This is a genomic window from Pelagibacterium sp. (assembly GCF_965249125.1).
Classification (GTDB): domain Bacteria; phylum Pseudomonadota; class Alphaproteobacteria; order Rhizobiales; family Devosiaceae; genus Pelagibacterium.
In genome coordinates this window covers 1,300,232-1,325,650 of the sequence record NZ_OZ252217.1, presented here as the reverse complement: position 1 = coordinate 1,325,650, position 25,419 = coordinate 1,300,232, and the positions used below count along the sequence as shown (strand labels likewise).

The window sequence follows — 25,419 nt, the reverse complement described above, 5'->3', positions numbered from 1 at the left end:
TGGCAATTACGCCGGTCGTCCTCACCCTGCCTCCAGAACAGGCAAAAAACGCCATCAATCGTGGAGGACTGTCATGCGCACTCAGGTTGCTATTATCGGGGCTGGGCCGGCTGGACTGACCCTGGGACGGCTGTTGGAGACTGCTGGCATCGACGCTGTGATCATAGAACAGCGTAGCGCGGACTATGTTCTGGGGCGTATCCGGGCTGGTGTTCTCGAGCAGAGTTCGGTGGACCTGATGCGCCAAATGGGTGTCAACGAGCGCATGGAAGCCGAGGGCATTTTTCACGATGGCGTCGAATTGTCTTTCGACGGCGACATGCTGCGCATCGATTTCAACGACCTGATCGGGCGCAGGGTCATGGTCTATGGCCAGACCGAAGTAACACGCGACCTGATGGACGCACGTAAAGCCTCCGGCGCCAAGTCGATCTACGATGCCAGCGATGTCCAGATCCATGATTTTGACGGTGAGACGCCGCGGGTCACCTTTACCAAGGACGGACAAAGCCATCAGATCGAATGTGATTTTATTGCCGGTTGCGACGGATTTCATGGCGTGTCGCGAGCCAGCGTTCCGGAAAGCGCTATTTCGCTCTTCGAGCGGGTCTATCCGTTCGGCTGGCTCGGGGTTCTTGTCGAGCAGCCGCCCGTCGCCGAGGAACTGATATATGCCCATCACAAGCGGGGCTTCGCGCTGTGCTCGATGCGCTCCCATACCCGATCTCGTTACTACGTGCAGGTCGACTCCACCGAGAAGGCGGAAAACTGGTCCGATGACAGATTCTGGGATGAACTGCGCGCCCGGCTCAATCCCGAAATTGCCCAAGCCCTCAAGGCCGGTCCGTCGATAGAAAAGTCCATCGCTCCGCTGCGCAGCTTTGTTGCCGAACCGGTTCGTTTTGGGCGCCTGTTCCTGACGGGAGACGCTGCCCACATCGTTCCCCCGACAGGCGCCAAGGGCCTCAATATGGCCATTCATGACGTCCGGGAACTCGCCACCGCGCTAACCGAACATTACAGCGAAAAATCCGACGCGGGGATCAACGCCTATTCCGGCCAGGTTCTTAAAAATACTTGGCGTACCGAGCGCTTTTCATGGTGGATGACCCAGCTCCTCCACACGTTTCCGGACAGCGGCGACTTCGGACGTCGCATCCAGCGTGCCGATTTCGACTATCTGTGCGCCTCGCGTATCGCGCAGCAATCCCTGGCCGAAAACTACACTGGGTTTCGGGCACAATGACGCTCCGATCCTTCGCCTGATTGAATCATCGACGGGAACGATTTTTCGCCCTCGGCATTGAAAAATCCACACGGCGCATATTGCGCGTCTCGGTTAAGGGGGGACCGATTGAATGGATTTTGCCGATGCCTATTGTGGGCCACCGCCCTTGCCTGAGGACCTTTGGTCCCGGTGGTCGTTCGATCCGTTCGCAGCGGCGCTGATAATTGGTTTGTTTGGCGCCTGGCTTTTTTCGGGCCGGCGCGACAACACAGGACGCGGCGCGTTAGCGGCCACGTTGGCGCTGATCTTCCTAGCGTTTTTCTCTCCACTTTGCGACCTGACGACAGCGCTGTTCTCGGCGCGCGTGGCTCATCATATCATTCTGATCGGCATAATCGCGCCGTTGGTCGCTGTCGCCCTGCCCTGGCGCAACGGCCCTCTGTTGCCCTTGTCGGCGGCCACACTGCTTAATGGACTGACCGTTTGGCTTTGGCACGCCCCCAGTGCCTATGAATGGGCGATAATTGGCGCCGGCCCCTACTGGCTGATGCAGCTTTCGCTGTTGGCAACGTCCTGGCTGTTCTGGCGCGAGGTGCTTTCGCCGCTGGCTCGGACAGGTGGAGCAATGATTGCTCTGGTTGCATTCATCGCCCAGATGGGATTGCTGGGCGCGCTCCTTGTCTTTGCCCCCTACCCGGTTTACGCACCGCACCTCACCACCACGGCGCCTTTTGGTCTGTCGGCTTTAGCAGACCAGCAACTGGCGGGCCTTTTGATGTGGGTGCCGGCAATGGTGCCCTACCTTCTGGCGGGCGTATGGCTGGTTCTGCGCCTGACCAACGCCGTTGCCTCTCGTCAGCGGTCGGGCCTCTCCCTATGACGACATTTTTGAAGTTCGTCCATATCGCGACGATTTCAATCTGGGCCGCAGGGCTGGTCTGTCTGCCGTTTCTGTTCGCGCAGCGCAAAGACGTTCCCCGCCCCGATGCCCTGAACAGACTGCACGCAATGGTGCGTTTTTTCTACGTGGTCATCCTATCACCTGCAGCGTTCGTTGCTGTCGGCAGCGGGACGGGCTTGATCTTCCTGCGCTCGACGTTCGAGCCCTGGTTTGCGCTAAAGCTTGCCCTCGTGGGGATGATGGTTATCACCCACATCCTGTCGGGGCTGCTGATACTAAAGCTCTTTGACGAGACTTCCCGCTATTCAACGATAAGGTTTGTCGTCGTGACAGGCGGGACGCTCGCGGTGGTGTCGGCAATCCTTGCCGTCGTCTCCGCCAAACCCGATATCGACGTATCGCGGCTGACGCCGGATTGGCTGCTGCCTGGCCGTCTCTCAGAGATTGCGGGCAATATGCTCGGTTGGGATTTCCGGTGAGAGTACGACCGATTTCAATGATACTGGTCTCAATCCCGTTATTGGGCGGCTGTGCAGGATCATTGTCGGTGCTCGATCCAGCAGGTCCTGCCGCGGCTGCCATTGCAACTCTATGGTGGGTCATGTTCTGGGCGGCCGTGGCACTGTTTCTGCTCATTGCCAGCCTTTTGTGGCTTGTCTGGAGACGCCCGAGTTTTGGCCGATCGGTTGCACCGTTGCGCTGGATCATATGGGGTGGGCTCGCGATACCGAGCGCTTTGTTGGCCGTCCTGGTTGGTTATGCCCTGTTTGCCGGCGAAAGGCTGCTGCCCCATGTACTCGCCGAACCGCCGACGCGCGTCGCTGCACACGGGGCCATGTGGCAATGGCAATTTTCCTATCCTGACTCTCCCGATGCGAAATCCACGGCCATCCTGCATATTCCAGCCGGTGAACCGGTGGACATTATCGTCACCAGCGGCGACGTCATCCATTCGTTCTGGGTACCGCGGCTGGCTGGAAAGGTCGACGCGATACCCGGTCATGAAAACACGATACGAATCCAGGCCGACCGCCCTGGCACCTATCGCGGCGTTTGCGCGGAATTTTGCGGTGCTGGCCACACCGACATGCGCTTTACCATCGAGGCCCATGATGGCGCGGCATTTGAAGCGCTGATGGCGGAGCTCTCCAATGGTTGATCCCGCCGTTTCCGAAAAGATTTCGCCGATTCGGCTCCACAAGGCCCTGGACCGGGTCTGGCGCACCGGGCCGGGCTGGCAGCGGCTTGCGGCGGTCAACCATACGGTGCTTGGCAAGCGATTCATGCTGACCGCCTTCGTGTTTTTTGCAATCGGCGGCGTACTCGCCATGCTGATCCGGGCCCAACTGGCGACACCGGATTCAGCGTTTGTCGGGCCGGAAATCTACAACCAGCTGTTTTCCATGCACGGCACGGTGATGATGTTTCTTTTCGCCATCCCGATGCTTGAAGGGCTGGCCATCTACCTGCTGCCCAAGATGCTGGGCGCGCGCGACCTCGCCTTCCCGCGCCTTACCGCCTATGGCTATTGGTGTTACCTTTTCGGGGGCATGATCATCGTCGTTTCCATGCTGTTCGGCGTCGCGCCCAACAGCGGCTGGTTCATGTACACACCGCTTTCTTCGCAGCCCTATACGCCCGGAATCAATGCCGACATCTGGCTGCTCGGCGTCACATTCGTGGAAATATCGGCGGTTTCGGCGGCGGTAGAAATCACCGTATCGGTCCTCAAGCTGCGGGCGCCCGGCATGTCGCTCGACCGCATGCCGCTGTTTGCGTGGTACATGCTGGTTACCGCATTGATGATGGTGTTCGGGTTTCCGCCGCTGATTTTGGGCTCGATCCTGCTCGAACTCGAGCGCGCGTTCAATCTGCCGTTTTTCGACCCGACGCGCGGGGGCGATCCCCTGCTCTGGCAACATCTGTTCTGGCTGTTCGGGCATCCGGAGGTCTACATCATCTTCCTGCCGGCGGCGGGTGTTCTCTCGACGATCATACCGGTTTTCGCACAACGGCAGATTGTCGGTTACCACGCGATCATCGCTGCTATCGTCGCACTGGCTTTCCTGTCGTTTGGCCTGTGGGTGCATCACATGTTCACCGTGGGCATTCCTCATCTGGCGCTGGCGTTCTTTTCCGCCGCCAGCGCGCTGGTGGCCATTCCGACGGCGGTGCAGATATTTGCCTGGCTGGCGACGTTGGCCCACGGCCGGCCGCGCTTCGATATCCCCATGCTCTATGTCACGGGTTTTTTCCTGGTGTTCGTGATTGGCGGGCTGACCGGCGTCATGCTGGCTATGGTGCCCTTCGACCAGCAGGCCCATGACAGCTATTTCGTCGTCGCCCATCTCCACTATGTCCTGGTCGGGGGTTTCGTATTTCCCATGCTGGCAGCAATCTATTTCTGGCTGCCCCACATCACCGGGCGCGAAACCGTGCACCGCATTTCGGTGCCGGCCTTCTGGCTGATCTTTGTCGGTTTCAACCTGACATTCTTCATGATGCATCTGACCGGGCTCATGGGCATGCCACGGCGCGTCTATACCTATCCATCCAATTTCGGGTGGGACTGGCTGAACCTTCTCTCGAGCGTTGGCGGCTTCATCCTGACTATGGGCTTCGCCTTGTTTGCGGTTGATATGATTCTGCAATTCCGGTTTGGCCGGGGGTTCCGACGCAACATCTGGAAAGCCTCTACCCTCGATTGGGCCATGCCTACGCGGCCGCCGTCCTACGCATTTGCTTCGTTGCCAAGCGTCGACAAGAGGGCCGACTCCATCCATCCCGACAGCCTGGGGCCGCAGTTGGCAGCCGGACATGGATATCTTGGCTTTGTGCGCAATGGGCGGATGGAAACCCTTGGGGTGGATATGACGACGGGGCAGCTCGAACATGTCGTCGTCCTGCCCAATTCAACCTATTTGCCGCTGGTCTCGGCGGCACTGACCGGCGTAATGGTGCTGTGTCTGCTATTCAAATTCTATTTAGTGGCGCTCTTATTCGCGCTGGCAACGCTTGTGAGCTTCTTTTTCTGGGCCGCCCGCACGGGATCGAAGGTTGACGAAGGTCCGATCGACGTTGGACGCAGCGAGCGGGCGTTGCCCGATACCGAGGTCGATGGCCCGACGCCTTGGTGGGCGATGGTGTTCGCGCTTGCAGCCAATGGCACGCTGTTCGCGTCGCTGGTCTTCGGGACGCTGTACCTTTGGCTTATTGCGCCCGGCTGGCCCCCGGCCGAAATCGTATCGTCCGGATTCTGGAGCGTGACGACGGCGCTATTGCTTTTCGCGGCAGCTGCACTCATGCACTGGACCGAAAGCGCGAACCGGTCAGCTAGGGCTTTCATGCCTATGCTGATGTCGACGCTCGCTGTCGATGTTGCTTCGGTGCTGATGCTTTCATTTGCGCTTGCAACGCTGCCCGACCCAACGGCGCACGCTCACACAGCGACGGTGGCTGCACTGATGGGCTATAGCTGGCTCCATGCCTTTGGCGGCCTGATGTTTGGGCTCAATGCGCTGCTCAAAGCACGCAACGGCTATATATCACCCCGCCGCAATTTGAGCCTCAGACTCTCGCGGCTCTGGCATGACTATGCGGCAAGCACCGGCACCATCGCCATGGCGCTGGTACTCTTAATGCCTTCGCTTATCGGCATGCTTGCGGAAGTGCGGTGATGGAAATGACGCCCGTTCCACCCCGATCCATACTGGTGATCGTAATCGGCTTCGCCCTTTGGGGTGCAGCGTTTGTGACCCTCTATGCCGTCAATGCGATAGGGTGCGCCTTCGGATGGCCCCCGGCTCTCCAGCGCGGCGTGATTGTCGGTCTGGCCGTGGCCGCCTCCGGTACAATGATTGCGGTGACCGTTTGGAGCGCCGGTCATTGGCGCAAGGCCGCGAATGCCGGCCGTCCAGCTCCCAGCCTCGCCCGGATCGGGGCGCTGGGGAGCGCTGCTGCCCTTGGCGCCACAATCTTTGTCTTCGTGCCGAGCGTTTTCGTTTCGATGTGCGTGTGATTATTCGTCTGGCCCGACGATCATCCCCACTCCATGATCGAAGACCAGCTTGCCGCCATGCCAGCCGGCCAAGCCCGTGAACATTCCGGCCAGCACCGAGAGCCCCAGGCCCAACGGCAGCACAGCATCGGCGTCATTAAGCCTGACGCCCCAATTCATGCCGGCAATGGCGATCAGGGTCATGGCCGCGATCGCATGCGTCCAACTGCCCACCCGGCCGCGAATACCCTTGACCAGAACCAGTTCGGCAGTTCCGGCAATCCCGGCGGCAATGCCGAACCAGAACGCGAACCCGGCAGACCACAGACCCGCGCGAATCCAGAAGCCATCGCCCGTCCACCAGTAGAAGATGTCCGCTCCAAGCGTCGCAAAGACCAGGGCAATCGGGAAATGAACCATCATTGCGTGAATAGGATGACCGGCAACGGCCACCGCAGACCTCACGTCATGCTCCATGACATCGGCGATTATCGGACTGCGCGTCGCCTCACCCCTATCTTCGCTCATAATACCCCTGCCAGCGCCGTTACCCAGGGTCAATGCCATGCGTCGCCGGCAGGTTCCCCGCTATTCATCCTGTGGGTCAAGTGGAAGACTGAGAACGCAGTGGAGCCCGGTTTCTTCAAGGATGAACCGGGTCGAGGCCCCAAGCTGATAGGGTATTGCCTCCTCGATTAATTGCCGACCAAAACCGCGCGAGCGCGCTGGGTCGGGCGTGCGAGAAGAAAATTTCTCACGCCACTCTATGACCAAACATCCAGCAGCATCCTCGTCGCGATCATTGCGCCGGAACCATTGAATAATGACCTTGCCCTGCGGATCCGACAAGGCGCCGTGCCGGGCAGCGTTGGTGCTCAACTCATGCATGACCAGCGTGAGCGTCTGCAGAGTTCCATCGCCCACCAGAATGCGCGGCCCCTCGATCTCAATCCGGCTCCAGTCGTCAGTGACGGCATCGAGTTCCATGCGCAGCAGGGACTCGACAGTAACCGCCTCGCCCTCGGCCCGCGACAGCAACCCTTGAACACGCGAAAGAGCGCCCAGGCGATGATCGAAGGCTGCCTGAAATTCATCAAGCGAAGCTACCGTAGAGGACGTTTGCGATGCGATGGACCGCACGACGGCAAGCAGGTTTCGCGTGCGGTGCTGCAGCTCACCCACCAGGATGCCCTGCCGCTCCTGCAACTGGCGCATATCGTGGATGTCGGACGCCGATCCGACCCATTCATTCGGCCCGTCCATGGAAAAACGAATAGGAACGGCCCGGGTCTGATGCCAGCGATACATGCCGTCGTGTTTGCGGCGAATACGATGCTCGCCGTAGTAGCTTTCACCATCCTCCCCCGCTTCATCCCATTTGACGAGTGCGACCTCACGGTCGTCGGGATGAATTGCCTCAAGCCAGCCATAACCTTCGGATTGTTCATCGCTCATGCCGGTATAAGCCGTCCATTGTGGGCTGGCCCAGGTTCTGCGCCCTTCCGTCGTCGACCGGAAAACAAGATGAGGCACCGTTGTTGCAAGCAACCGGAAGCGCTCTTCGCTTTCCATAAGCGCAATCTCGTGCTGGCGCCGCAGTGTCATGTCCTGGCCGATCTTGAGAAACCCCTTGGGGGCGCCATCGGCGTCCTTGAGTGGCCATACGCTGCCCTCGATATAGACCCGTGAACCCGACCTGTGTTGATGCCAGCGCACATCAGGGGCATGGCCGCGCAACAACGCCGTCTCGAATTCCTGCCGCGGGGCGCCGCTTTCCCTGTCCTCGGGCGTAAACAGCATGGCTGCCGGCCTGCCTAGAATTTCTTCTATCGACCACCCAAAGACGTTGGCTGCACCCGGCGGCCAGCTATCGATATTGCCTTCTCTGTCAGTCGTGAAAATCGCGTAGTCTCGCGCATTGTCAACGATAAGGCGGAACCTCTCCTCCCCGTCCATGGAAAGCATGGCCCCGTCTCGGGCGCCACTTTTGCCCTTATCGTCGATCATATCGGCCTCCCGAGCCGTATCAGGCGCCGTCCCGCATTGCGCTGCACAACAGCCGCGCCCATCGGTCTTGAACTGTTTGGTGCGCACGGGGAGTGGCTGGTTCAGGCACAGGTTCGGGGTCTATCGCCCGGGTGGCCGGCTGCTGCGGCCGGAAACCGGCAACCTTGCGCCTGAGGTGCCCAAGATCCAGCGGTTTGTGTAACGTATCGACCGACCTGTAGCGCGCATTGATGCGGTCCTTTTGGTAGGCCGTGGCGAAGACGATCGGAACGCCGCGGGCCATCAGCACGTCGACGAGTTCGTAAACTTCTTGTCCAAACAGCTTGATGTCGAGAATTGCCCCATCGAGACGCCGTCTTCCAATGATAAGGCTGGCATAGTGAACGGTGGGTGCCGGCCCCAGAACGTTCACGCCGTGACTCTTGAGATCATTGCAAACCTCACGCGCCAGAACGTAATCATCCTCAACGACCAGAACGCATTTTCCGGCGATCGAATCCGGCACCGTTTGTTCGAGCGCGCTCATGCAGCCCCCGACTCGTCCCGCCGGACGAATTGACTGGCAAGCGCACCTATCAATCGCACTGGATCAGTGGGTTTTTCGAAGCGCTGTACATGGGCGAGATGGGTTGGGATGGTCCAGTTGTCATAGCCTGTGGCAAAGACAAAGGGGATGTTACGCTCTTGCAACCGGTCAGCTACGGGAAAGACGTGCTGTCCCCGCACATTGATGTCGAGAATGGCTGCATCTGGAAGATTAGCACTTCCCTGCAAAGCGGCTAGTGCATCATCAACCTGAGAAAAAGGGCCCACAACGCTCGCGCCCAGATCGACAATGGCCATCTCGATATTGAGGGCGATCAAATATTCGTCTTCAACGACCATAATGGCTTTCCCGGACAATGTTGGGTACGCCGCGTCCATAAATTACTCCGCCTGGTCCGCCGCTCCGAGTGCAAAAGCAACAACGACAGACTTCGTTGCACAGATCGACCATATTAGGCGATCGGCCCTCACGTCCAGTTGGAACGCGTTTGCAATGGGTTCGTTGGTACCGAGAACAACCATGCGGCTCGCCGCCGGATACGAAATCTGGCCGAGCCCAAATTAACATGGATCAATCCCACCTCGAATTTGCATGACATCTCAAAATGGCTCAATCCCTCAAGGTTCTTGCACTCAACGGCACGCTCAAGACATCGAAAAATGACGAAAGATCCTCGACCGATCGCATGATCGGCCTTCTTATGGAAGGCTTCGCCAGACACGACATGCACGGTGAAACCATACGCCTGGCCGATCACAACATTCTGCCGGGCGTGACGTCCGATGAAGGTCCTGGCGACGCATGGCCGGAAATTCGGGAGAAAATTCTGGCAGCGGACATCCTGATTGCCGGAACGCCGGTTTGGATGGGGCAGCCGTCGAGCGTCATAAAGCGGGCGCTCGAGCGAATGGATGCCTTCATTTCTGAGAAAGATGGCGAGGGGCGCATGCCCAGCTATGGTAAGGTTGCGGCCGTGGCGGTTGTCGGAAATGAAGATGGAGCGCATCATGTATCGGCTGAACTGTTTCAGGCGCTCAACGATGTGGGGTTTTCCATAGCACCCAACGCGGTATCGTATTGGGTAGGCCCAGCCATGGGCTCTACGGACTTTCGCGATCTGGGCGAGATTCCCGAGACCGTTGCTGGCGCCGCCAAGATGGTTGTAGAGACGACCGTACATCTCGCCCGGCTGCTGGCGGACAATCCCTACCCGGGCGTAAAATGAAAGCTGGAGAAGTGTAACACGTGACCGAGTTGCTCGTTGCCCGGCTCGAAAGCCATATGCCCTTGGAAGCGGCGGATCGCGCGGGCCTTCTGACTCTTCCCACCCAACTACGTCAGTTTTCAACCAGAAATGTCACGCTTGCGGGCAAGCTGCTCGATAACCATGTCCATGTCATCGACGATGGCTTTGCCTGCCGCTACCGCGATTTGCCCGACGGGCGCCGGCAAATTCTTTCCATCCTGGTTCCCGGCGACGTCATCGATCTGCGCCAGTTCGTGCTGGGTGGGACGCAGCCTTTTCTGGCCGCCCTGTCGCCGCTTTCGATGAGCGCCATTCCGAACGAGAACCTGCTCAGACTGCTTGAGACCTCACCACGCGCAACAAGAGCGCTCTGGAGCACAACGCTTGTCGAAGAATCGATTTCCCGCGAATGGCTGGTCAGCATAGGAAAACGGTCCGCCCTCGAGCGGGTCGCCCACCTGCTGTGTGAAATCTACCTTCGGCTTGCCGCCGTCGGGCGCAACACCGGGTCGCGGTTTCCCCTGCCGCTGACCCAAAGCGAGTTGGCAGACGTACTGGGCCTTTCCACCGTCCACGTCAACCGCACGCTTCAGGAACTGCGCAAATCGGGCCTGATCGCATTTCAATCGGGCATAGTCGAATTGTTCGACTTCGACGCACTGGCCGCCCTGGGCCTGTTTTCACCGGGCTATCTGCATTTGCGCGAACCCAACAGTACCAAGCCGATCCCGGCCTGAGCTATTTTACCGATTTGGGAAGCGACTGGCGCAGTTTCCCATAGTTTGGCCAGGGATTGTCTTGCGACCGCTCAACGGCCGCTTCGAGGGAAAAGCCGTTAGCCGCGGAAAGTGTTTCGACTTCATCCCAGCCCACGGGAACTGCGACAGGAGCGCCCTCTCTAGCCCGGCTAGAGTACGGCGCAATGGCCGTCGATCCCCGCTCGTTGCGCAGATAGTCGATGAAGAGTTTCCCTTTGCGGGCCTTTTTCGAAAGTGTCGCGGTAAACCTGCCTGGCTCATCCTCGGCCATCTGTTTTGCAAGCCCGGTGGCAAACGCTTTGACCTCCGGCCATTCAGCGCGGCGGATGACGGGCGCGATCACATGGATACCCTTGCCGCCGGTCACCATTGCAAAGGTCGCAAGGCCCAGGTCAGCCAACCGATCGCGAATATCGAGCGCCGCGGATTTTACATCACCGAAATCGAGGCCCTCATCGGGATCAATGTCGAAAACAATTCTATCGGGCTTTTCGACCGCATCGCGTCGCGAGCCCCAGATATGGAACTCCAATACCCCCATCTGCACACCCGCCAACAGGCCCTCGAGACCGTCCAGAGTGAAATAGCTGTCGATCTCGCCGTCCTTTTCCTTGATCTTGATGGTGTTCATGCCCTGGGCGAAGCCGCCAGTGTCGTGCTTTTGGAAAAAGCATTGTTTGGCCCGGCCCGCAGGGCAGCGGACAAGGCTCAATGGGCGATTTGCGATATAGGGCATCATGGCCTCTGCCACCGATGCGTAGTATGCGGCGAGCTTTCCTTTAGTTACCCCCTGCCCCGGATAGAGCACCTTGTCTGGACTCGAAAGTTTGATACCCGCCTCTTCGGCGGCGGCCATCCCGGTATCTTCAGTCAACGACATGGTGTTTCCTCCCCGTACCTTCGCGGGCCGCTCCAGGCCGATGCCCTTGGCCGGCTTGTCCTCTCTTAGGCCCAGAAAAGAGGGATGGCGCAAGATTCCATCGGGCGTCAGCTCGGTATAGGCGATCTCGGCCAGATGGCGCGGCGAGACCCAATGCGCACCGCGCGCCATCGCGCTTGGCACGCCGCTCAACGGTGCGGTCTTGCGGGAATCTTTTTTCAGCATGTTCTGAATGTTGGACCGCATATCATCGGAAAATCCCGTACCCACCCGGCCGCGATAGACCAGCTTTCCGCCCTCCTGGGTCGCCAGCAGCAATGATGCGAACATGCCGCGCCTCTTTTCCGAAGGAGACCAGCCAACGATTACAAATTCCTGCCGCAGTGTGCATTTGATCTTGCGCCAGGATTTGCCGCGGCCCGAGCGATAAGGCGCCGATCCATGTTTAGCTATGATACCCTCGTGGCCTGCCTTACAGATGGCCGCAAACACCTCGTCGCCCTTACCCGCTATGTCGGGTGATAGTTGAACTGGGTCATGGCGTGTTCGACGGCCCAAGAGGTCTCCGAGTGCCGCCTTGCGCACCGAAAGCGGCTTTGACCGCAAGGACTTGCCATCGCTTTCAAGAAGATCGAATGCGAAATAGACGAGAGGTCCACCTTCGGAAAGATGCGACTTCAACGCCGAAAAATTGGTCTTGCCGTTTTCATCAAACGCACAAATCTCCCCATCCAGCAGCGCGCTGGATTTCGTGAGCGATGACATGGGCGCGACGAGAGAGCCGAACTTGTCGGTCCAATCGAGGCCATTGCGCGTGTACAGTTGTACATTTTCGCCCGAAACAGCGGCGATGCAGCGGTAGCCGTCATATTTCATCTCGAACAGCCAACCATCGCCCGCCGGAACGCTGTCGACAAGCGTCGCCAGCTGCGGCTCGACGAATTTCGGCAAAGATCGCGCCGCCGCTTTTGCCTTTTTTGCTGGCGGTTGTCCCTTTGCAATTGCGCTCATCTTGCGGCCCGTCGATACGCTTGTGTCCTTGTCGAGCAGTCTGGATCCGTCTTGGGTCGCGAAATCGTCGTGTTCCTTGATAAGCAGCCAGTTCTGGCGCTTCTCGCCGGACTTCGGCTTCATTCGGATCAAGGCCCAGTCGCCCTTCATTCGATCCCCCTTGAGGCGGATTTTGAGCTTGCCGGACCTGAACCCCTTTTTTGGCTCTTCGATTGGCTCCCACGTCCCGAAATCCCAGAGCATGACCGTGCCGCCCCCGTACTGTCCCTTGGGAATTGTGCCCTCGAAGGTGGCGTAATCGAGCGGGTGATCCTCGGTTCTGACTGCCAGGCGCTTCTCTGCCGGATCGGTACTCGGCCCCCGGGTCACCGCCCAGCTCTTGAGCACGCCCTCATATTCGATCCGAAAGTCGTAATGGAGCCGCGTCGCGTCGTGCTTTTGCACGACGAATATGTTGCCTGAAGATACGTCCTTGTCGCCTCGGGGTTCACTGGTTTGCTTAAAATCCCGTTTGGCGCGGTATTCGTCGAGCAGATCGCGAGCCCGAGCCATTCTCAGCTTGCCTTCTTGCGCGTCGTTTTCGTTGATTTCGCTGCCTTCTTACGTCCGCCCGTGCCTTCCAGGCTCGATTTCAAAGCGTCCATCAGATCGATCACGTTGCCTTTGGTTTCTGCAACCGTGGGCTCGTCGGCATCGGTGGAAACTTTTCGCTTGCCCTTGGATTTGAGTTTCTTGTCGACAAGGGCACGAAGGGCCTGGGTGTAATGATCCTTGAACTTTCCGGCCTCGAACGGCGCTGTTTTGCGTTCGATGAGCTGGGTGGCGACCTCCAGAAGGTCCTTTTCCGCCTTGGTTTTCGATATGCCGGAGAAGAATGGGTCGGACTTTCGGATTTCATCTTCGTAATGAAGCGTTTCCAGCAAGAGCCCGGAACCACACGGCTTTAATGCGCAGATATATTCGCGCCCGCGCATTGCAATTTGCCCCAGTCCGATCTTTTCGGTCGAGCGAAGCGCGTCGCGAACCACTCGGAACGCGTCCTCCGCCAGATCGTCCTGAGGGACGACATAATAGGATTTGTCGAAATAGATCGGATCGATCTCACATCCCCCCACGAACTGAACAAGTTCGAGGGTTTTGCGAGTTTCGAGCTTGACTGCGTCTATCTCCTCGTCCTCGAGCAGAACGAAGTCGTTTTTCTCATATTCGAAGCCCTTGAGTATCTCGTCTGAGTCAATGGGGCCGATACCGGGCACGACCTTCTCATACTTTACAGGTTTGCCCGACGGCTCGTGAATCTGGCGAAAGGACAAACGAGCGCCTGTTTTTGAAGCCGAATAGAGTTCGACCGGTATAGCGACCAGAGACAATCTGATCTGACCTTTCCAGATGGGACGTGCAGAAGGCATGGGACTGTCCTGAAAACAAAGCGGCGTTGCCGATTCAATTCCAAACATGGGGCCAGGTTCCAAACGGCTGGCACTAACTCAGGTTAATGCACGTGCAGGCTACTGCTATAAGATCGTAGCCTATGATGGAGCCCCAAATGGAACCGCAAAAGACCGTTGCACAATCGGTGCGTGAAGAAATCGCCCAGCACAAGCATCGATTGCTGAAGCTCGAAGAAAGCGCTTTGCGTATTGCCAATACGCACAACTGTCCCAATCACATCCTCATCCGCCTTGCCCTGCTCCGCCAGAGCGCGGTGTCCCGGACGGTTGTTAAACTCTAGCTATGGGCAAGCTTTGCCAGCCATAACATCGCAACGCATTCTTCGTTGTCCGGCCCCGCCCCGCGCGGACGCTCTGCAAGGATTTTGGTGACCTCCTCCGCTAGACGGCGCTGCTCCCAACGTCCAATGACTGTCGGATGGATATGGCAAGCCCGCAACTTGCCTTTCGTCAACGCAACCGTCAGTCAGTCTGCGGTAATGGGTTTTTCAACCTGGAAATGGACGACCTGCGGCGGCTCCACGAAATACTCTCCCACAAGGGCGCGCCATTTCTGGAAATCTTCGGAATTGCGAAAATGGACAGTGTGATCTTCAAGTGTGTTCCAGACGATGAGGAGATGGAAACGGCCAGGCTGCTCGACGCATTGTTCCAGCGCCACCGACCGGCAACCCGACGCACATACTGCCAGCGGTCATCTCGTCGCTGAAGAAAGCGGTCATGGCCTCGTTTTCGGGGCATGCCGGAGCTCGCGCATCACTTATAATTGCGCATCTTGTTGCACAATTTAGCGCCTTGACCACCTCGAAACAGAGAATTTCAGAAAGATTTCAACCCTTTGGCGCCACAGCACTGATCGGGTAAATGGAGCGGGTGAAGGGAATCGAACCCTCGTCGTAAGCTTGGAAGGCTTCTGCTCTACCATTGAGCTACACCCGCCCGAGGGTGTCTCGCCACTCTGTCCGGTTCGAGCCCAACGGGCAAGCACGATTTTGGTGGAGGGGGCTGGATTCGAACCAGCGTACGCTAAGCGGTCAGATTTACAGTCTGATGGATTTAACCACTCTCCCACCCCTCCCCAATCGTGACATCGGCGAAGCGAGGCATTTGCGAAGGCACCCGTTTCCGAACACCATCACGGGGCGGTTTATGGTGGTAGCGACCTGTCCTGTCAACTGCCATCGCAAGGAAATTTCGTATGTTTCACCACTGTGCTTGTCGCTTGCCGAGTTCGCGGCAAAGCGATACGCCATTGCCATGAGCAAGAATAAGTTCCCGCCGAAAAAACGCCCGCCCGTCCTCCCCGACGATGGCCCGGTCTATCTTTACGGCCTGCACACCGTTCGCGCGGCGCTTGACAATCCGCGCCGGGCCAAGCGGCGGCTGCTGGCCACGCCGAACGGCCTGAACAGGTTGGCAGAGGGCGCCGCGCTGCCCCAATTGGCAGTGGAAGAGACGACGCCCCGCGACCTCGACAAACTGCTCGGCGCCGATGCCGTGCACCAGGGCGTGGCGTTGGAAGTCGAACCGGTCGACCGGTTTGGGCTCAACGATATCGAAAAACTCGACCTCGTGATCGTCCTCGATCAGGTCACCGATCCGCACAACGTCGGCGCCATCCTGCGCACAGCCTGCGCTTTCGGGGCCGATGCTGTCATCACGACCGCGCGTTATGCACCGCGGGAAACGGGTGTGCTGGCCAAGTCGGCCTCCGGAGCACTGGATCTGATTCCCATGGTTTCGGTCCGGAATCTCGGCGACGCGCTCGAAACCCTCAAAGGCAAGGGCCTCGTGTGCCTCGGGTTTGATTCCGAGGCGCCCGGACTGCTGCGCCCCCGCCCCGCCGGCGGCAAGCTCGCCATCGTTCTGGGCGCCGAAGGCAAGGGGTTGCGTCAGAAGACGCGATCACTGTGCGACGAGATGGTTCGTCTCGATATGCCCGGGCCAATCAAGTCGCTCAACGTCTCAAACGCCGCGGCAATTGCCCTGTTTGCCGCCACGACCGGCTAGAGCCGTTCAGGATCTGATTGAAACAAATCCTCGGCTCTAGCAAACAATTACTTGCCGCGATCTTCACGCTTAGTCCGGACTGCAAGCTCATCGAGCGCCTGGAGAAAGCTGGATTTGTCGCGAGCGGTGAATTCGCGATTGTAGCCTTTGCTTTCGCCGGTTTCGCGCAGGTGCTGGTTGAGTTCGCGCATCGCCATCGCCATGCCGATCGACGCCTTTGTAAACGGTTTGCCGGTCGGCCCCAGGACATGGACGTCTTTTTCCAATGCGCGCGACGCCAACGGGATATCGGAAGTGATGACGATATCGCCGGCCACGGCATGATCGACGATCCAGTCGTCCGCCGCATCGGCGCCCTGGGGTACCATGACATTTCGGATCATGGGATCGCGCGACGGTCGAAGGCCGAAATTCGCAACGAAGGTAACCACGAGCCCATGCCGCTCGGCAACGCGCGTGACTTCGGCCTTGACCGGGCAGGCATCGGCATCGACGTAAATTTCGGGCATGCTCAGTAGAGAATCACCGAGCGAATGGATTCGCCCGCATGCATCAACTCAAAACCCTTGTTGATGTCCTCGAGCCGCAGCGTATGGGTAATCATCGGATCGATTTCGATCTTGCCGTTCATGTACCAGTCGACGATTTTGGGCACGTCCGTGCGTCCTCTTGCCCCGCCGAACGCCGTTCCCATCCATGTGCGACCGGTGACAAGCTGGAAGGGACGCGTGGAAATTTCCTGTCCTGCGCCAGCCACCCCGATAATCACCGATTTACCCCAGCCTCTATGGCTCGCTTCGAGAGCCTGGCGCATGACGGTCACGTTTCCCGTGCAATCGAATGTGTAGTCGGCGCCGCCGATCTGATCGGCGCCCCGCTTGGTCATGTTGACGATATGGCCAACGATATCGCCCTCGATCTCGCGTGGGTTGACGAAATGGGTCATCCCGAAGCGCTCGCCCCAGCTTTTTTTGTCGTTGTTGAGATCGACGCCGATGATCATGTCGGCGCCCGCCATGCGCAGGCCCTGGATGACGTTGAGGCCGATCCCTCCGAGCCCGAACACGACGGCAGTGGCCCCCTGCTCCACCTTGGCGGTGTTGAGCACGGCACCAACGCCTGTGGTGACGCCGCAGCCGACATAACAGACCTTGTCGAACGGGGCATTGGCATCGATCTTTGCGACCGCAATTTCAGGCATGACCGTATAGTTCGAAAAGGTCGAGCAGCCCATGTAATGGAACACCGGCCGGCCCTTGTAGGAGAACCGCGAGGTGCCATCCGGCATCAACCCCTGACCCTGCGTGGCGCGAATGGCGGTGCAAAGATTGGTCTTGCGCGACAGGCAGGACGGGCATTCCCGGCACTCGGGCGTATAGAGCGGAATGACGTGATCGCCGGGTTTGACAGATGTCACGCCTGCACCGACTTCCACGACAACACCGGCGCCCTCATGGCCCAGAACCGATGGAAAAAGCCCCTCGGGATCGGCACCGGAAAGCGTGAAATCGTCAGTATGGCAGATGCCTGTCGCCTTGATCTCGACGAGCACTTCACCCGCCTTGGGGCCCTCGAGGTCCAACTCGACGATCTCCAGTGGCCTACCCGCCTCGAATGCTACCGCCGCCCGCGTTTTCATCGTCCATCTCCTCGATTCCATTCTCGAGGCAAAAGTGGCACAGGCTGAATACCGAGAGCAACGACTGAAGACGATAACGGGCGCCGAAGCGCCCGCTCTTTTATTCTTTCATCGCTCCAGGCCCCGGGGTGGCCCCGGGAGGGCACTTGCCCAGAATGATCATCCCCAGCACCTCATCCTTGGTGACCTCGGAGGTCTTGGCGGTGCCGACCACCTGACCGTTTTTCATCACGCAGACCCGGTCCGCCAGATCGAACACGTCATGGATGTCGTGACTGATAAGGAAAATGCCGATGCCATCGGCCTTGAGCTGCTTGATGAGATCGCCCACCTGCGTGGTTTCCTGCGGCCCCAGCGCGGCGGTCGGTTCGTCCATGATCAGGATACGGGCATTGAACAGGATCGCCCGGGCGATGGCCACCGACTGGCGCTGACCACCCGAAAGGGCTTTGACCGGTTCCTTGAAGCGCCGGAAATTCGGGTTGAGACGCCCCATCACCTCGCGCGCCTTGTGCTCCATCGCGACGTCGTCAAGCGTACCGATCGCGGTCGTCAACTCGCGTCCGAGGAACAGATTGGCCGCCGCATCCACATTGTCGGCGACCGCCAGGGTCTGATAGATCGTCTCGATACCGTATCCCTTGGCATCGCGGGGATTGTTGATCGTCGCCGCCTGTCCGTCGATTCGAATATCCCCGGAATCGCGCTTGTAGGCGCCGGACAAAATCTTGATGAGCGTCGATTTTCCCGCGCCATTGTGCCCGAGCAGCCCGACAACCTCACCGGGGTAAAGGTCGATCGAGGCGCCGTCGACGGCACGTATGCCGCCGAACGCAATGGAGATGTCTTCGAGTTCGACGAGCGGAGTTGTCACGTGTTGGTTCATCGATTCAAATCCTTACTGCCCGCGATTGCGGTAGAGCGTATCGAGCCAGACAGCGACCACAAGGACGATGCCCACCACAATCGACTGAAGCGGGCTATCGAGCCCCATCAGGACCATGCCAGACTGAAGTGACTGCATGACGAGCGCGCCAATCATGGCGCCGACGATGGTGCCCACACCGCCCGAAAGCGAGGTGCCACCAATCACCGCCGCTGCGATGACATAGAGCTCGTCGAGCGTGCCCATGGCGTTTGTTGCGGCATTGAGCCGGGCCGACGAGATCGACGCGGCGACGGCGCAGAGCATGCCCATAAGCATGAAAATCTTGACGGTCACCCAGCGGGTGTTGATGCCGGCGAGTTCGGCTGCCTCAGGGCTACCGCCCATGGCAAAGACATACCGTCCGAACCGGGTGCGTGTCGCGATAAAGGTCATCACCACACCTGCCCCAACGGCAATCAGCACCGGAATGGCAATGCCATGCGAGATGAACAACCCGCCTTCGGGAACAGGGATGTTGTTGGCGTTTGCATAGTTTTCGGCAATGCGGATCGGCCAGGGATAGGCATTGAAGATCATCACCGCACCAATCACGGCGCCGCATCCGAGCACGGCAAGAACGCCCTCAGCCCAGACGGGGCGCTGGGGGAAATTGAACCGCCGCCGCTGCTGGCGCGCATAGATGAGATAGGCGCCAATGGCTAGACAGGCAATGATCGCCAAAATCCAGCTGACCGTATACCCCACGGCGCCGTCAGGTCCCCCACCCATAAGGCGGAAAGTCGTGTCGAGCGGAGCAACCGTGCGTCCAGACGTGACCCACCAGGCAGCACCACGCCAGACAAGATAGCCTCCGAGCGTAACGATAAAGGCCGGCACTTTGAGATAGGCAATGATCGAACCTTGCAATGCGCCGATGGCCAGACCGCATGCAATGCCCACTGCAAGTGTAATCACCCAGATCAGGGGATGGCCAAACCCAAGCAACGCGGGAAGGTATTCCGTCTGGGTCACCCCCATCACCATGGCGATAACGCCGAGCAGCGAGCCCACCGAAAGATCGATGTTGCGTGTGACGATAACCAGCACCATGCCGGTCGCCATGATCGATATCGATGCTGTCTGGACTGAAAGATTCCAGAGATTTCGGGGCGTCATGAAAAGCCCGCCCGACATGAAGTGGAAGCCGATCCAGATCAGCAGCAGCGCGCCGATCATACCCAGAAGGCGGGTATCGATCTCAGTGGCGCTCATGAAGCGCTGGATTGGATTGCCCAACACGAGACCGGACGATGATGTGTTCGATGATGACATGGCGTTCTGATCGGCCATTCTCTCCCCCAAAGGGCTGGTTCCTTATGGAACGGGTCGCGGCGCCAGAACAGCGCCGCGACCGCGGATCAAGGTTTGATGAAGCAGATCAGTCGCAAGCGGCGACCGAACCGGCGGCAACGCCCTGGCAAACCACATCCTGGCTAACCCAGCCGGCGTCGATGACGACGTCGAGGTTGTCCTGCGTAATGGCGACAGGGGCGAGGAACAGCGAAGTCATTTCAACGCCGTTGGGACCACCATCAAACATCACCGATCCTTCGATATCGGCAAGCGCTGCGCCGCCGGCCAGCTCAACTGCGATCTCGGCGGCCTTGGCGCCAAGTTCACGGCTGTCCTTCCAGACCGACACGGTCTGGGTGCCCAGAGCGATGCGGTTGAGGGCGGCATGGTCGCCATCCTGCCCCGAAACCGGCACTGCGCCGTCCAGGCCCTGAGCTGCCAGCGCTGCGATGGCGCCGCCGGCAGTACCGTCGTTGGAAGCAACGACAGCATCGACTTCGTTGTTATTGGCGGTCAGGAACTGCTCCATGTTCGCCTGCGCGTTCTCAGGAAGCCAGCCGTCGGTATAGGCTTCACCGACATTGACGATGTCACCGGCATCGAGCGCGTCCTGGAGGACTTCGAGCTGCCCTTCGTGCAGGAAGTCAGCGTTGGGATCGGTGCTCGAGCCCTTGATGAAGACATAGTTGCCGGTCGGCTGCACGGCAAAGACCGATTCAGCCTGAAGGCGACCAACCCCCTTGTTGTCGAAGGTGATGTAGAACGCATCGGCATTTTCGATCAGGCGGTCATAGCCGATCACCGGAATACCTTCGGCCACAGCGGCGGCAATTGCCGGCTGGATGGCGTCGGTATCCTGAGCCAGCACGATCAGCGCGTCTGCGCCCTGAGCGATAAGGCTTTCGATATCGGTAAGCTGCTTGGATGCGGAAGACTGCGCGTCTGCGGAAATATAGCTGGCGCCCATTTCTTCAAGCTGGGCCTGAATAGCGGCTTCGTCGGTCTTCCAGCGCTCTTCCTGGAAATTGGACCAGGAAACGCCAACGGTGATGTCCTGAGCCAGTGCGCCCCCGGCCAGACCAAAAAGAACAGTCGTGCCCAGAAGGGCAGCTGCGAAAGTTTTCATGATTTTCCTCCTGCGGACATCTCGTCCGCCCAACCACACTAAAAGGGTTATGCCTCCAGCGGCGCGCCTCCTCAGGCCACCGCAACGGATATTTTTCAATACCCGAAAAAATAATTGGCATGCGCGCATTGCTGTGTCAACTTCGATTTGCTCGTCGTGGAAAAATGCGTGCAACGGGGCACAGCACCTCATAGAAGACCCACGGCGGCGTGAGTGGGAGGCCCGTTTGGCGCAGGGCGTTGCGGACACGGAAATGATCCGGCGGCAGAACCGGTTGCTGGTGCTCGACGCGTTGCGTCGGCACGGCCCGCTGTCGCGTTCGCAGGTGGCGACGCTGACCGGGCTGTCCAATGCCACGCTCACGGCCATCGCCGCAGATCTGGTCGGTGATGGCGTCGTTGCCGAGCTTACTGAAGCTCAAGTGGGGGCCAAGGCGCGCGGACGGCCCGCGGTTCAGCTTGTACACAACCGAAGCGCAGGCTTTGTTCTGCTTATCGAACTCGACGTCAATCGCTGCCGCATGTCGCTGCTCGACTATGGTGGCGTGCTCATCGACCGGGTCGAATCCGGGGTCGGCCCTACCCTGTTTTCCGAGGTCGAACCCGCAACATGGTTCATCGAGCGCATCGGTCATATGATCGGCCGCAATACCGATATCGGAAATACGCTGCATGGCGTGTCCATTTCGGTGCAGGGAATTCTGGACGAGAACGGTCATGGCCTGACCTGGTCGCCGATCCCTCATCTGGGCGGCCACGATATCGTGACGGCGATCAGAAACCGGCTCGGGTTGGCCGCTCGCCTGTTCAAGCGCGGCCGCCTGATGGCGGACGGCATGCGCTGGCTCGATCCAGCAGTGGCGAAGTCGAGCATCGCAACGGTCTATATCGGATCGACGATTGGAATGGGGATGACCTTGCCGACTGATTCCAGCCCCAATGCGGGCCTGGCAACAGAGTTCGGCCATATGATCCATACCCCGGGCGGCGCGCAGTGCCGCTGCGGCGCACGCGGTTGCATCGAAGCCTATGCCGCCGACTATGCGATATTGCGGTCCGCCTACTCGGTTCCAGAGCATGCCACCCCAGCCAGCGCCGTCCCTCCCGCAGATTTCCAGCACATCATTGCTAGAGCCCGGCAGGGTGACCGTGCCGCCCAGCGGGCCTTCGCGGCTGCAGGAAACGCCATCGGGCACGGCATAAGCCGCCTGATTTCCATCGTTGAGATCGACAAGCTGATTCTTTTGGGCCCCAACACCGCAGCCCATGACCTTATGGAGACCGCAATCGCGGAAGGCGCTGCCGCGTCGCTCATGGGCCGGATGCGCGGGCTGCCGCCGATCCAGCTCGTGCCGGACGCCGGTGAGCCGATCTATCGCGGCCTGATGATGAAGACCCTAACCGAAATCGATAAGGCATTCGCCGACCGAACGTCCCTGCCGACGGCCCGTCGGTCGGCGGAATAAGCATCATTCAGCCAGGAACAGGTTGGAGTGTTGACGCGGCTGGGACCGCAGATACTGCGGCGGCGCCTTGACCTGACCGCCCAGTGCGGCCGCAACATGCCATGGCCAGTGCGGATCATAGAGCATGGCGCGGGCAACCGCGATCATGTCCGCATCGCCGGTCGAGACGATGGCCTCGGCCTGTTCAGCTTCGGTGATCAACCCCACGGCAACGACCGGCATGGACACGGCCTCCTTGACCTGCCGGGCCAGAGGCACCTGATAGTTCGGGCCGACGGGAATTTTCTGCGCCACGCTCACGCCACCGCTCGAAACGTGGATGGCCGAGCATCCCTTCGCTTCGAGCGCCTTTGCAAAGGCAACGGTCTGCTCCCCATCCCAGCCGCCCTCGACCCAATCGGTCCCCGACACCCTCACCGTGACGGGCTTGTCAGCAGGAAACGCGGCGCGAACGGCATCGAAAATCTCAAGAGGAAAGCGCAGGCGGTTTTCCAGCGACCCGCCATATTCGTCATCACGCCGGTTCGAGATGGGGGAAAGAAATTCGTGCAGCAAATAGCCATGCGCCGCGTGGATTTGGATGGCATCGAGCCCCAACCGGTCTGAGCGCCGCGCCGCCTCGACGAAGGCTTCACGGATGCGAGCAAGCCCGGCCGCATCGAGCGCCACCGGAGGGCTATCGCTGTCCAGGAACGGAATCGCCGATGGCGCTTCGGTTTGCCAGCCATTGGAATGGTCGGGCGCGAGTTGGGCGCCACCCTTCCACGGCACCTCGCAACTTGCCTTGCGACCGGCATGGGCCAATTGTATGGAAATGGGCATATCCGACCATCGGCGAATACCCTCGAGCACCCGCTTCATCGCCGCCTCGGTCGCATCGTTATAGAGCCCGACATCGGCATATGTGATCCGCCCCTCTGGCGTGACGGCGGTCGCTTCGATGGTCAGCAGCGCAGCGCCCGACATTGCCAACTGTCCGAGATGGATCAGATGCCAATCGTTCATTTTCCCATCCTGTGCCGAATACTGGCACATCGGGGCAATGACGATCCGGTTGGACAAATTGGCATTTCCGATCCTGATGGGCTCGAACAGTTTTGGCTTTGCCATGGTCTGGTGCGTCCTCGTTCTCTGTTGAATTTAATGGGTAGCGCCCGGGGGGAGGATAAAGCAACAAATCTCGTAACCAGACCACGCCATGATCCTTGCATCGGAGCGGGACTGGTGCTAGCAACCGCTCCGTTGCCGGTATAGCTCAGTTGGTAGAGCATCTGATTTGTAATCAGAGGGTCGCGGGTTCAAGTCCTGCTGCCGGCACCATGCGCTCCCGACCGATTTCCCTATTGGACCGAATGAGATAGAGTCTCGCCGAACAGGCGAAGGCTCGATCATCATGACCATCTCGATGGACGCTGCGGCAGAACTTTATCGGCAGGCGATGCGGGAGGGCGTCCGGCGATTTTCCCTGCTCTACCTCGCGCAGGCGGGGTTGCTTGTCCTGGCCGGATTGCTGTCGATCGTCTCCCCCATTTTTTCCGCCGAAGCCGTGATCGGAGCCATCGGGTGGCTCCTGGTTGCCAGCGGCGTTCTCCAGGGCGTCGGGCTGATCCCGGCCCGGCACACGCCCTATGTCTGGCTGCAACTGATATCGGCGGTGCTGGCGTTGCTGATCGGGTTCCTGATCCTGCGCAATCCCGGCCAGTCCCTTTTGGCGTTCGGGCTGCTGATCGTCGTCTTTTTCATGATCGAGGGGCTCTCCAAGGTGGTCTGGGCACTGACCATCCGCCCCATTCTGGGTTGGCTGTGGGTCCTGCTCAGCGGGGTGCTGGGGGTCGTTCTTTCGATCATTCTCATCATCAACCTCGAAACCGCTGCCCCTTGGCTGATAGCGATATTTGTGGGCTTGCAATTGATCGCGATCGGGGCGGCCATCGGCTATCTCGCCTGGTCCATCCGGCAGGTTACCGACCAATCCAAACCGATTGGCTGACCTGATCAGCCGTGGTAAGGCCTTGCCCAGCTTGGCGAATACGGTTCTGCGGAGGATACCTTGGCGCTCTATACCGATGGCAAGGTTGCCTTTGTCTCCTCTGACACGCCCGAGGCCAATGCAGCCCGGAAAGACCTGATATCACGTCACGGCGATGCGGGGATCGAGAATGCCTCGATTATCGTTGCGCTGGGCGGTGACGGGCTGATGCTGGAAACGCTGCACCGGGTCATGGACCGGAACGTGCCCGTCTACGGCATGAATTTCGGGACCATCGGTTTTCTGATGAACGACTACAATCCCGATGCTCTGGACGTGAGGCTTAGGGCTGCGCTGCCCACGCGCATCCATCCGCTCTCCATGCGGGTGACCGATGTCGAGGGCAAGGTGTCCGAGGCACTGGCGCTCAACGAAGTCTCGCTCTATCGCTCGTCCTATCAGGCCGCCAAGATCCGGATCGCGATCGATGGAGAAACACGCCTCGAAGAACTGATCTGCGACGGCATCATCGTGGCCACCCCGGCCGGTTCGACCGCCTACAACCTTTCGGCCCACGGCCCCATCCTGCCCATTACCGCACCGCTTCTGGCCCTGACCCCGATCTCACCGTTTCGCCCCAGGCGCTGGCGCGGCGCGATCCTGTCGAACCGGGCCAGTATCACCTTTACGACCCAGGAAAACGGCAAGCGCCCAGTGAGCGCGGTCGCCGACAATGTGCAGTTCGACAATGTGATCGAAGTCCAGGTCCACGAAAGCCGCCGCCACTCGGCAACGCTGCTGTTCGACCCCGGCCACAGCCTCGACGAACGGGTTCTGATCGAACAGTTTCGCTACTAGAGCATTTCAGCGCTTCTTCGAATCGCTCCAATTGCTCTAAGTCCTTGTTTTGTCGCGCTTCCGAACCGGATAAGTGGTGCCCACTTATCCTGGAAGCGCTCTAGT

The 25,419-nt window shown here is 59.4% G+C and carries 26 protein-coding genes and 3 tRNA genes; 15 read left to right on the top strand and 14 right to left on the bottom strand.

Going from position 1 to position 25,419, the window contains the following annotated elements; translation table 11 throughout:
* Nucleotides 1-73: 73 nt before the first annotated feature.
* The 6 genes from pobA to ACP148_RS06555 all read left to right on the top strand — a co-directional run bounded on the left by pobA (nt 74) and on the right by ACP148_RS06555 (nt 6,147).
* On the top strand, nt 74-1,246 hold the full coding sequence (gene pobA / locus ACP148_RS06580; RefSeq protein WP_421950161.1) for a 4-hydroxybenzoate 3-monooxygenase: 1,173 nt from the start codon (nt 74-76) through the stop codon (nt 1,244-1,246).
* A 112-nt stretch (nt 1,247-1,358) separates the two neighbouring features.
* Nucleotides 1,359-2,108, top strand: a complete 750-nt coding sequence (locus tag ACP148_RS06575) for a cytochrome c oxidase assembly protein (RefSeq protein ID WP_421950160.1) — start codon at nt 1,359-1,361, stop codon at nt 2,106-2,108.
* Nucleotides 2,105-2,608 (top strand): CopD family protein, encoded by a 504-nt coding sequence (locus tag ACP148_RS06570; protein ID WP_421950159.1) that lies wholly within the window; start codon nt 2,105-2,107, stop codon nt 2,606-2,608. The genes ACP148_RS06575 and ACP148_RS06570 overlap by 4 nt, the downstream gene beginning before the upstream one ends.
* 68 nt (nt 2,609-2,676) lie before the next feature.
* A complete protein-coding gene (gene coxB / locus ACP148_RS06565) occupies nt 2,677-3,288 on the top strand; it encodes a cytochrome c oxidase subunit II (RefSeq protein ID WP_421950883.1) in 612 nt (203 codons plus the stop codon).
* Entirely contained in the window at nt 3,281-5,806 is a 2,526-nt protein-coding gene (gene ctaD, locus ACP148_RS06560; RefSeq protein ID WP_421950158.1) for a cytochrome c oxidase subunit I, read from the top strand. The genes coxB and ctaD overlap by 8 nt, the downstream gene beginning before the upstream one ends.
* Nucleotides 5,807-5,811: 5 nt before the next feature.
* Complete coding sequence (locus tag ACP148_RS06555; protein WP_425033293.1) at nt 5,812-6,147, top strand: hypothetical protein; 336 nt, start codon at nt 5,812-5,814, stop codon at nt 6,145-6,147.
* Here ACP148_RS06555 and ACP148_RS06550 read toward each other — a convergent pair whose 3' ends face one another.
* The 4 genes from ACP148_RS06550 to ACP148_RS06535 are packed head-to-tail and all read right to left on the bottom strand — an operon-like array spanning nt 6,148 to nt 9,018.
* Entirely contained in the window at nt 6,148-6,654 is a 507-nt protein-coding gene (locus tag ACP148_RS06550) for a DUF2231 domain-containing protein (RefSeq protein WP_421950156.1), read from the bottom strand.
* A 60-nt stretch (nt 6,655-6,714) separates the two neighbouring features.
* A complete protein-coding gene (locus ACP148_RS06545; protein ID WP_425033291.1) occupies nt 6,715-8,133 on the bottom strand; it encodes a PAS domain S-box protein in 1,419 nt (472 codons plus the stop codon).
* A gap of 19 nt (nt 8,134-8,152) precedes the next feature.
* Nucleotides 8,153-8,659, bottom strand: coding sequence for a hypothetical protein (locus tag ACP148_RS06540; RefSeq protein ID WP_425033289.1), 507 nt, complete (start codon nt 8,657-8,659; stop codon nt 8,153-8,155).
* A complete protein-coding gene (locus tag ACP148_RS06535; RefSeq protein ID WP_425033287.1) occupies nt 8,656-9,018 on the bottom strand; it encodes a response regulator in 363 nt (120 codons plus the stop codon). The genes ACP148_RS06540 and ACP148_RS06535 overlap by 4 nt, the downstream gene beginning before the upstream one ends.
* 266 nt (nt 9,019-9,284) lie before the next feature.
* On the opposite strand from ACP148_RS06535, the gene ACP148_RS06530 reads away from it, so the two are divergent.
* Together ACP148_RS06530 and ACP148_RS06525 are read left to right on the top strand one after the other, a co-directional pair.
* Nucleotides 9,285-9,905: a flavodoxin family protein gene (locus ACP148_RS06530; protein WP_425033285.1), complete on the top strand. Its 621-nt coding sequence runs from the start codon at nt 9,285-9,287 to the stop codon at nt 9,903-9,905.
* A 20-nt stretch (nt 9,906-9,925) separates the two neighbouring features.
* Nucleotides 9,926-10,663: a Crp/Fnr family transcriptional regulator gene (locus tag ACP148_RS06525; RefSeq protein WP_425033283.1), complete on the top strand. Its 738-nt coding sequence runs from the start codon at nt 9,926-9,928 to the stop codon at nt 10,661-10,663.
* 1 nt (nt 10,664) lies between these two features.
* Here the strand turns inward: ACP148_RS06525 and ligD are convergent, their stop codons facing one another.
* Together ligD and ACP148_RS06515 are read right to left on the bottom strand one after the other, a co-directional pair.
* Nucleotides 10,665-13,127 (bottom strand): DNA ligase D, encoded by a 2,463-nt coding sequence (ligD, locus tag ACP148_RS06520; protein ID WP_421951788.1) that lies wholly within the window; start codon nt 13,125-13,127, stop codon nt 10,665-10,667.
* Between the two features lie 2 nt (nt 13,128-13,129).
* Nucleotides 13,130-13,984 (bottom strand): Ku protein, encoded by an 855-nt coding sequence (locus tag ACP148_RS06515; RefSeq protein ID WP_421951787.1) that lies wholly within the window; start codon nt 13,982-13,984, stop codon nt 13,130-13,132.
* Between the two features lie 137 nt (nt 13,985-14,121).
* Between ACP148_RS06515 and ACP148_RS06510 the strand changes: the two genes are divergently transcribed.
* Entirely contained in the window at nt 14,122-14,307 is a 186-nt protein-coding gene (locus tag ACP148_RS06510; RefSeq protein ID WP_421951786.1) for a hypothetical protein, read from the top strand.
* Nucleotides 14,308-14,444: 137 nt separating this feature from the next.
* The gene (locus ACP148_RS06505) at nt 14,445-14,735 is read left to right on the top strand and encodes a hypothetical protein (RefSeq protein ID WP_425033280.1); all 291 of its coding nucleotides are present in this window, start codon (nt 14,445-14,447) and stop codon (nt 14,733-14,735) included.
* A gap of 156 nt (nt 14,736-14,891) precedes the next feature.
* Here ACP148_RS06505 and ACP148_RS06500 read toward each other — a convergent pair.
* Nucleotides 14,892-14,965, bottom strand: a tRNA-Gly gene (locus tag ACP148_RS06500).
* 54 nt (nt 14,966-15,019) lie between these two features.
* Nucleotides 15,020-15,104, bottom strand: a tRNA-Tyr gene (locus tag ACP148_RS06495).
* Nucleotides 15,105-15,283: 179 nt separating this feature from the next.
* On the opposite strand from ACP148_RS06495, the gene rlmB reads away from it, so the two are divergent.
* Nucleotides 15,284-16,036, top strand: a complete 753-nt coding sequence (gene rlmB, locus ACP148_RS06490) for a 23S rRNA (guanosine(2251)-2'-O)-methyltransferase RlmB (protein WP_421951785.1) — start codon at nt 15,284-15,286, stop codon at nt 16,034-16,036.
* A 47-nt stretch (nt 16,037-16,083) separates the two neighbouring features.
* Here the strand turns inward: rlmB and ACP148_RS06485 are convergent, their stop codons facing one another.
* The 5 genes from ACP148_RS06485 to xylF form a co-directional block, all read right to left on the bottom strand.
* On the bottom strand, nt 16,084-16,551 hold the full coding sequence (locus ACP148_RS06485) for a YaiI/YqxD family protein (protein WP_425033621.1): 468 nt from the start codon (nt 16,549-16,551) through the stop codon (nt 16,084-16,086).
* Nucleotides 16,548-17,675 (bottom strand): S-(hydroxymethyl)glutathione dehydrogenase/class III alcohol dehydrogenase, encoded by a 1,128-nt coding sequence (locus tag ACP148_RS06480; RefSeq protein ID WP_421951784.1) that lies wholly within the window; start codon nt 17,673-17,675, stop codon nt 16,548-16,550. Before ACP148_RS06480 ends, ACP148_RS06485 begins: the two co-directional genes overlap by 4 nt.
* Before the next feature lie 100 nt (nt 17,676-17,775).
* Nucleotides 17,776-18,561, bottom strand: a complete 786-nt coding sequence (locus tag ACP148_RS06475; RefSeq protein WP_421951783.1) for an ATP-binding cassette domain-containing protein — start codon at nt 18,559-18,561, stop codon at nt 17,776-17,778.
* A gap of 12 nt (nt 18,562-18,573) precedes the next feature.
* A complete protein-coding gene (locus ACP148_RS06470) occupies nt 18,574-19,893 on the bottom strand; it encodes a sugar ABC transporter permease (RefSeq protein WP_421951782.1) in 1,320 nt (439 codons plus the stop codon).
* 88 nt (nt 19,894-19,981) lie between these two features.
* A complete protein-coding gene (gene xylF / locus ACP148_RS06465) occupies nt 19,982-21,022 on the bottom strand; it encodes a D-xylose ABC transporter substrate-binding protein (RefSeq protein ID WP_421951781.1) in 1,041 nt (346 codons plus the stop codon).
* Between the two features lie 226 nt (nt 21,023-21,248).
* Between xylF and ACP148_RS06460 the strand changes: the two genes are divergently transcribed.
* A complete protein-coding gene (locus tag ACP148_RS06460; RefSeq protein WP_421951780.1) occupies nt 21,249-22,487 on the top strand; it encodes an ROK family protein in 1,239 nt (412 codons plus the stop codon).
* A 3-nt stretch (nt 22,488-22,490) separates the two neighbouring features.
* Here ACP148_RS06460 and ACP148_RS06455 read toward each other — a convergent pair whose 3' ends face one another.
* Entirely contained in the window at nt 22,491-23,597 is a 1,107-nt protein-coding gene (locus tag ACP148_RS06455) for an NADH:flavin oxidoreductase/NADH oxidase (protein WP_421951779.1), read from the bottom strand.
* Nucleotides 23,598-23,731: 134 nt separating this feature from the next.
* On the opposite strand from ACP148_RS06455, the gene ACP148_RS06450 reads away from it, so the two are divergent.
* The 3 genes from ACP148_RS06450 (at nt 23,732) to ACP148_RS06440 (ending at nt 25,314) form a co-directional block, all read left to right on the top strand.
* Nucleotides 23,732-23,807: transfer RNA gene (locus ACP148_RS06450), tRNA-Thr, on the top strand.
* A gap of 73 nt (nt 23,808-23,880) precedes the next feature.
* Nucleotides 23,881-24,477 (top strand): HdeD family acid-resistance protein, encoded by a 597-nt coding sequence (locus tag ACP148_RS06445; protein ID WP_421951778.1) that lies wholly within the window; start codon nt 23,881-23,883, stop codon nt 24,475-24,477.
* A gap of 60 nt (nt 24,478-24,537) precedes the next feature.
* The gene (locus ACP148_RS06440) at nt 24,538-25,314 is read left to right on the top strand and encodes an NAD kinase (protein ID WP_421951777.1); all 777 of its coding nucleotides are present in this window, start codon (nt 24,538-24,540) and stop codon (nt 25,312-25,314) included.
* Nucleotides 25,315-25,419 lie beyond the last annotated feature (105 nt).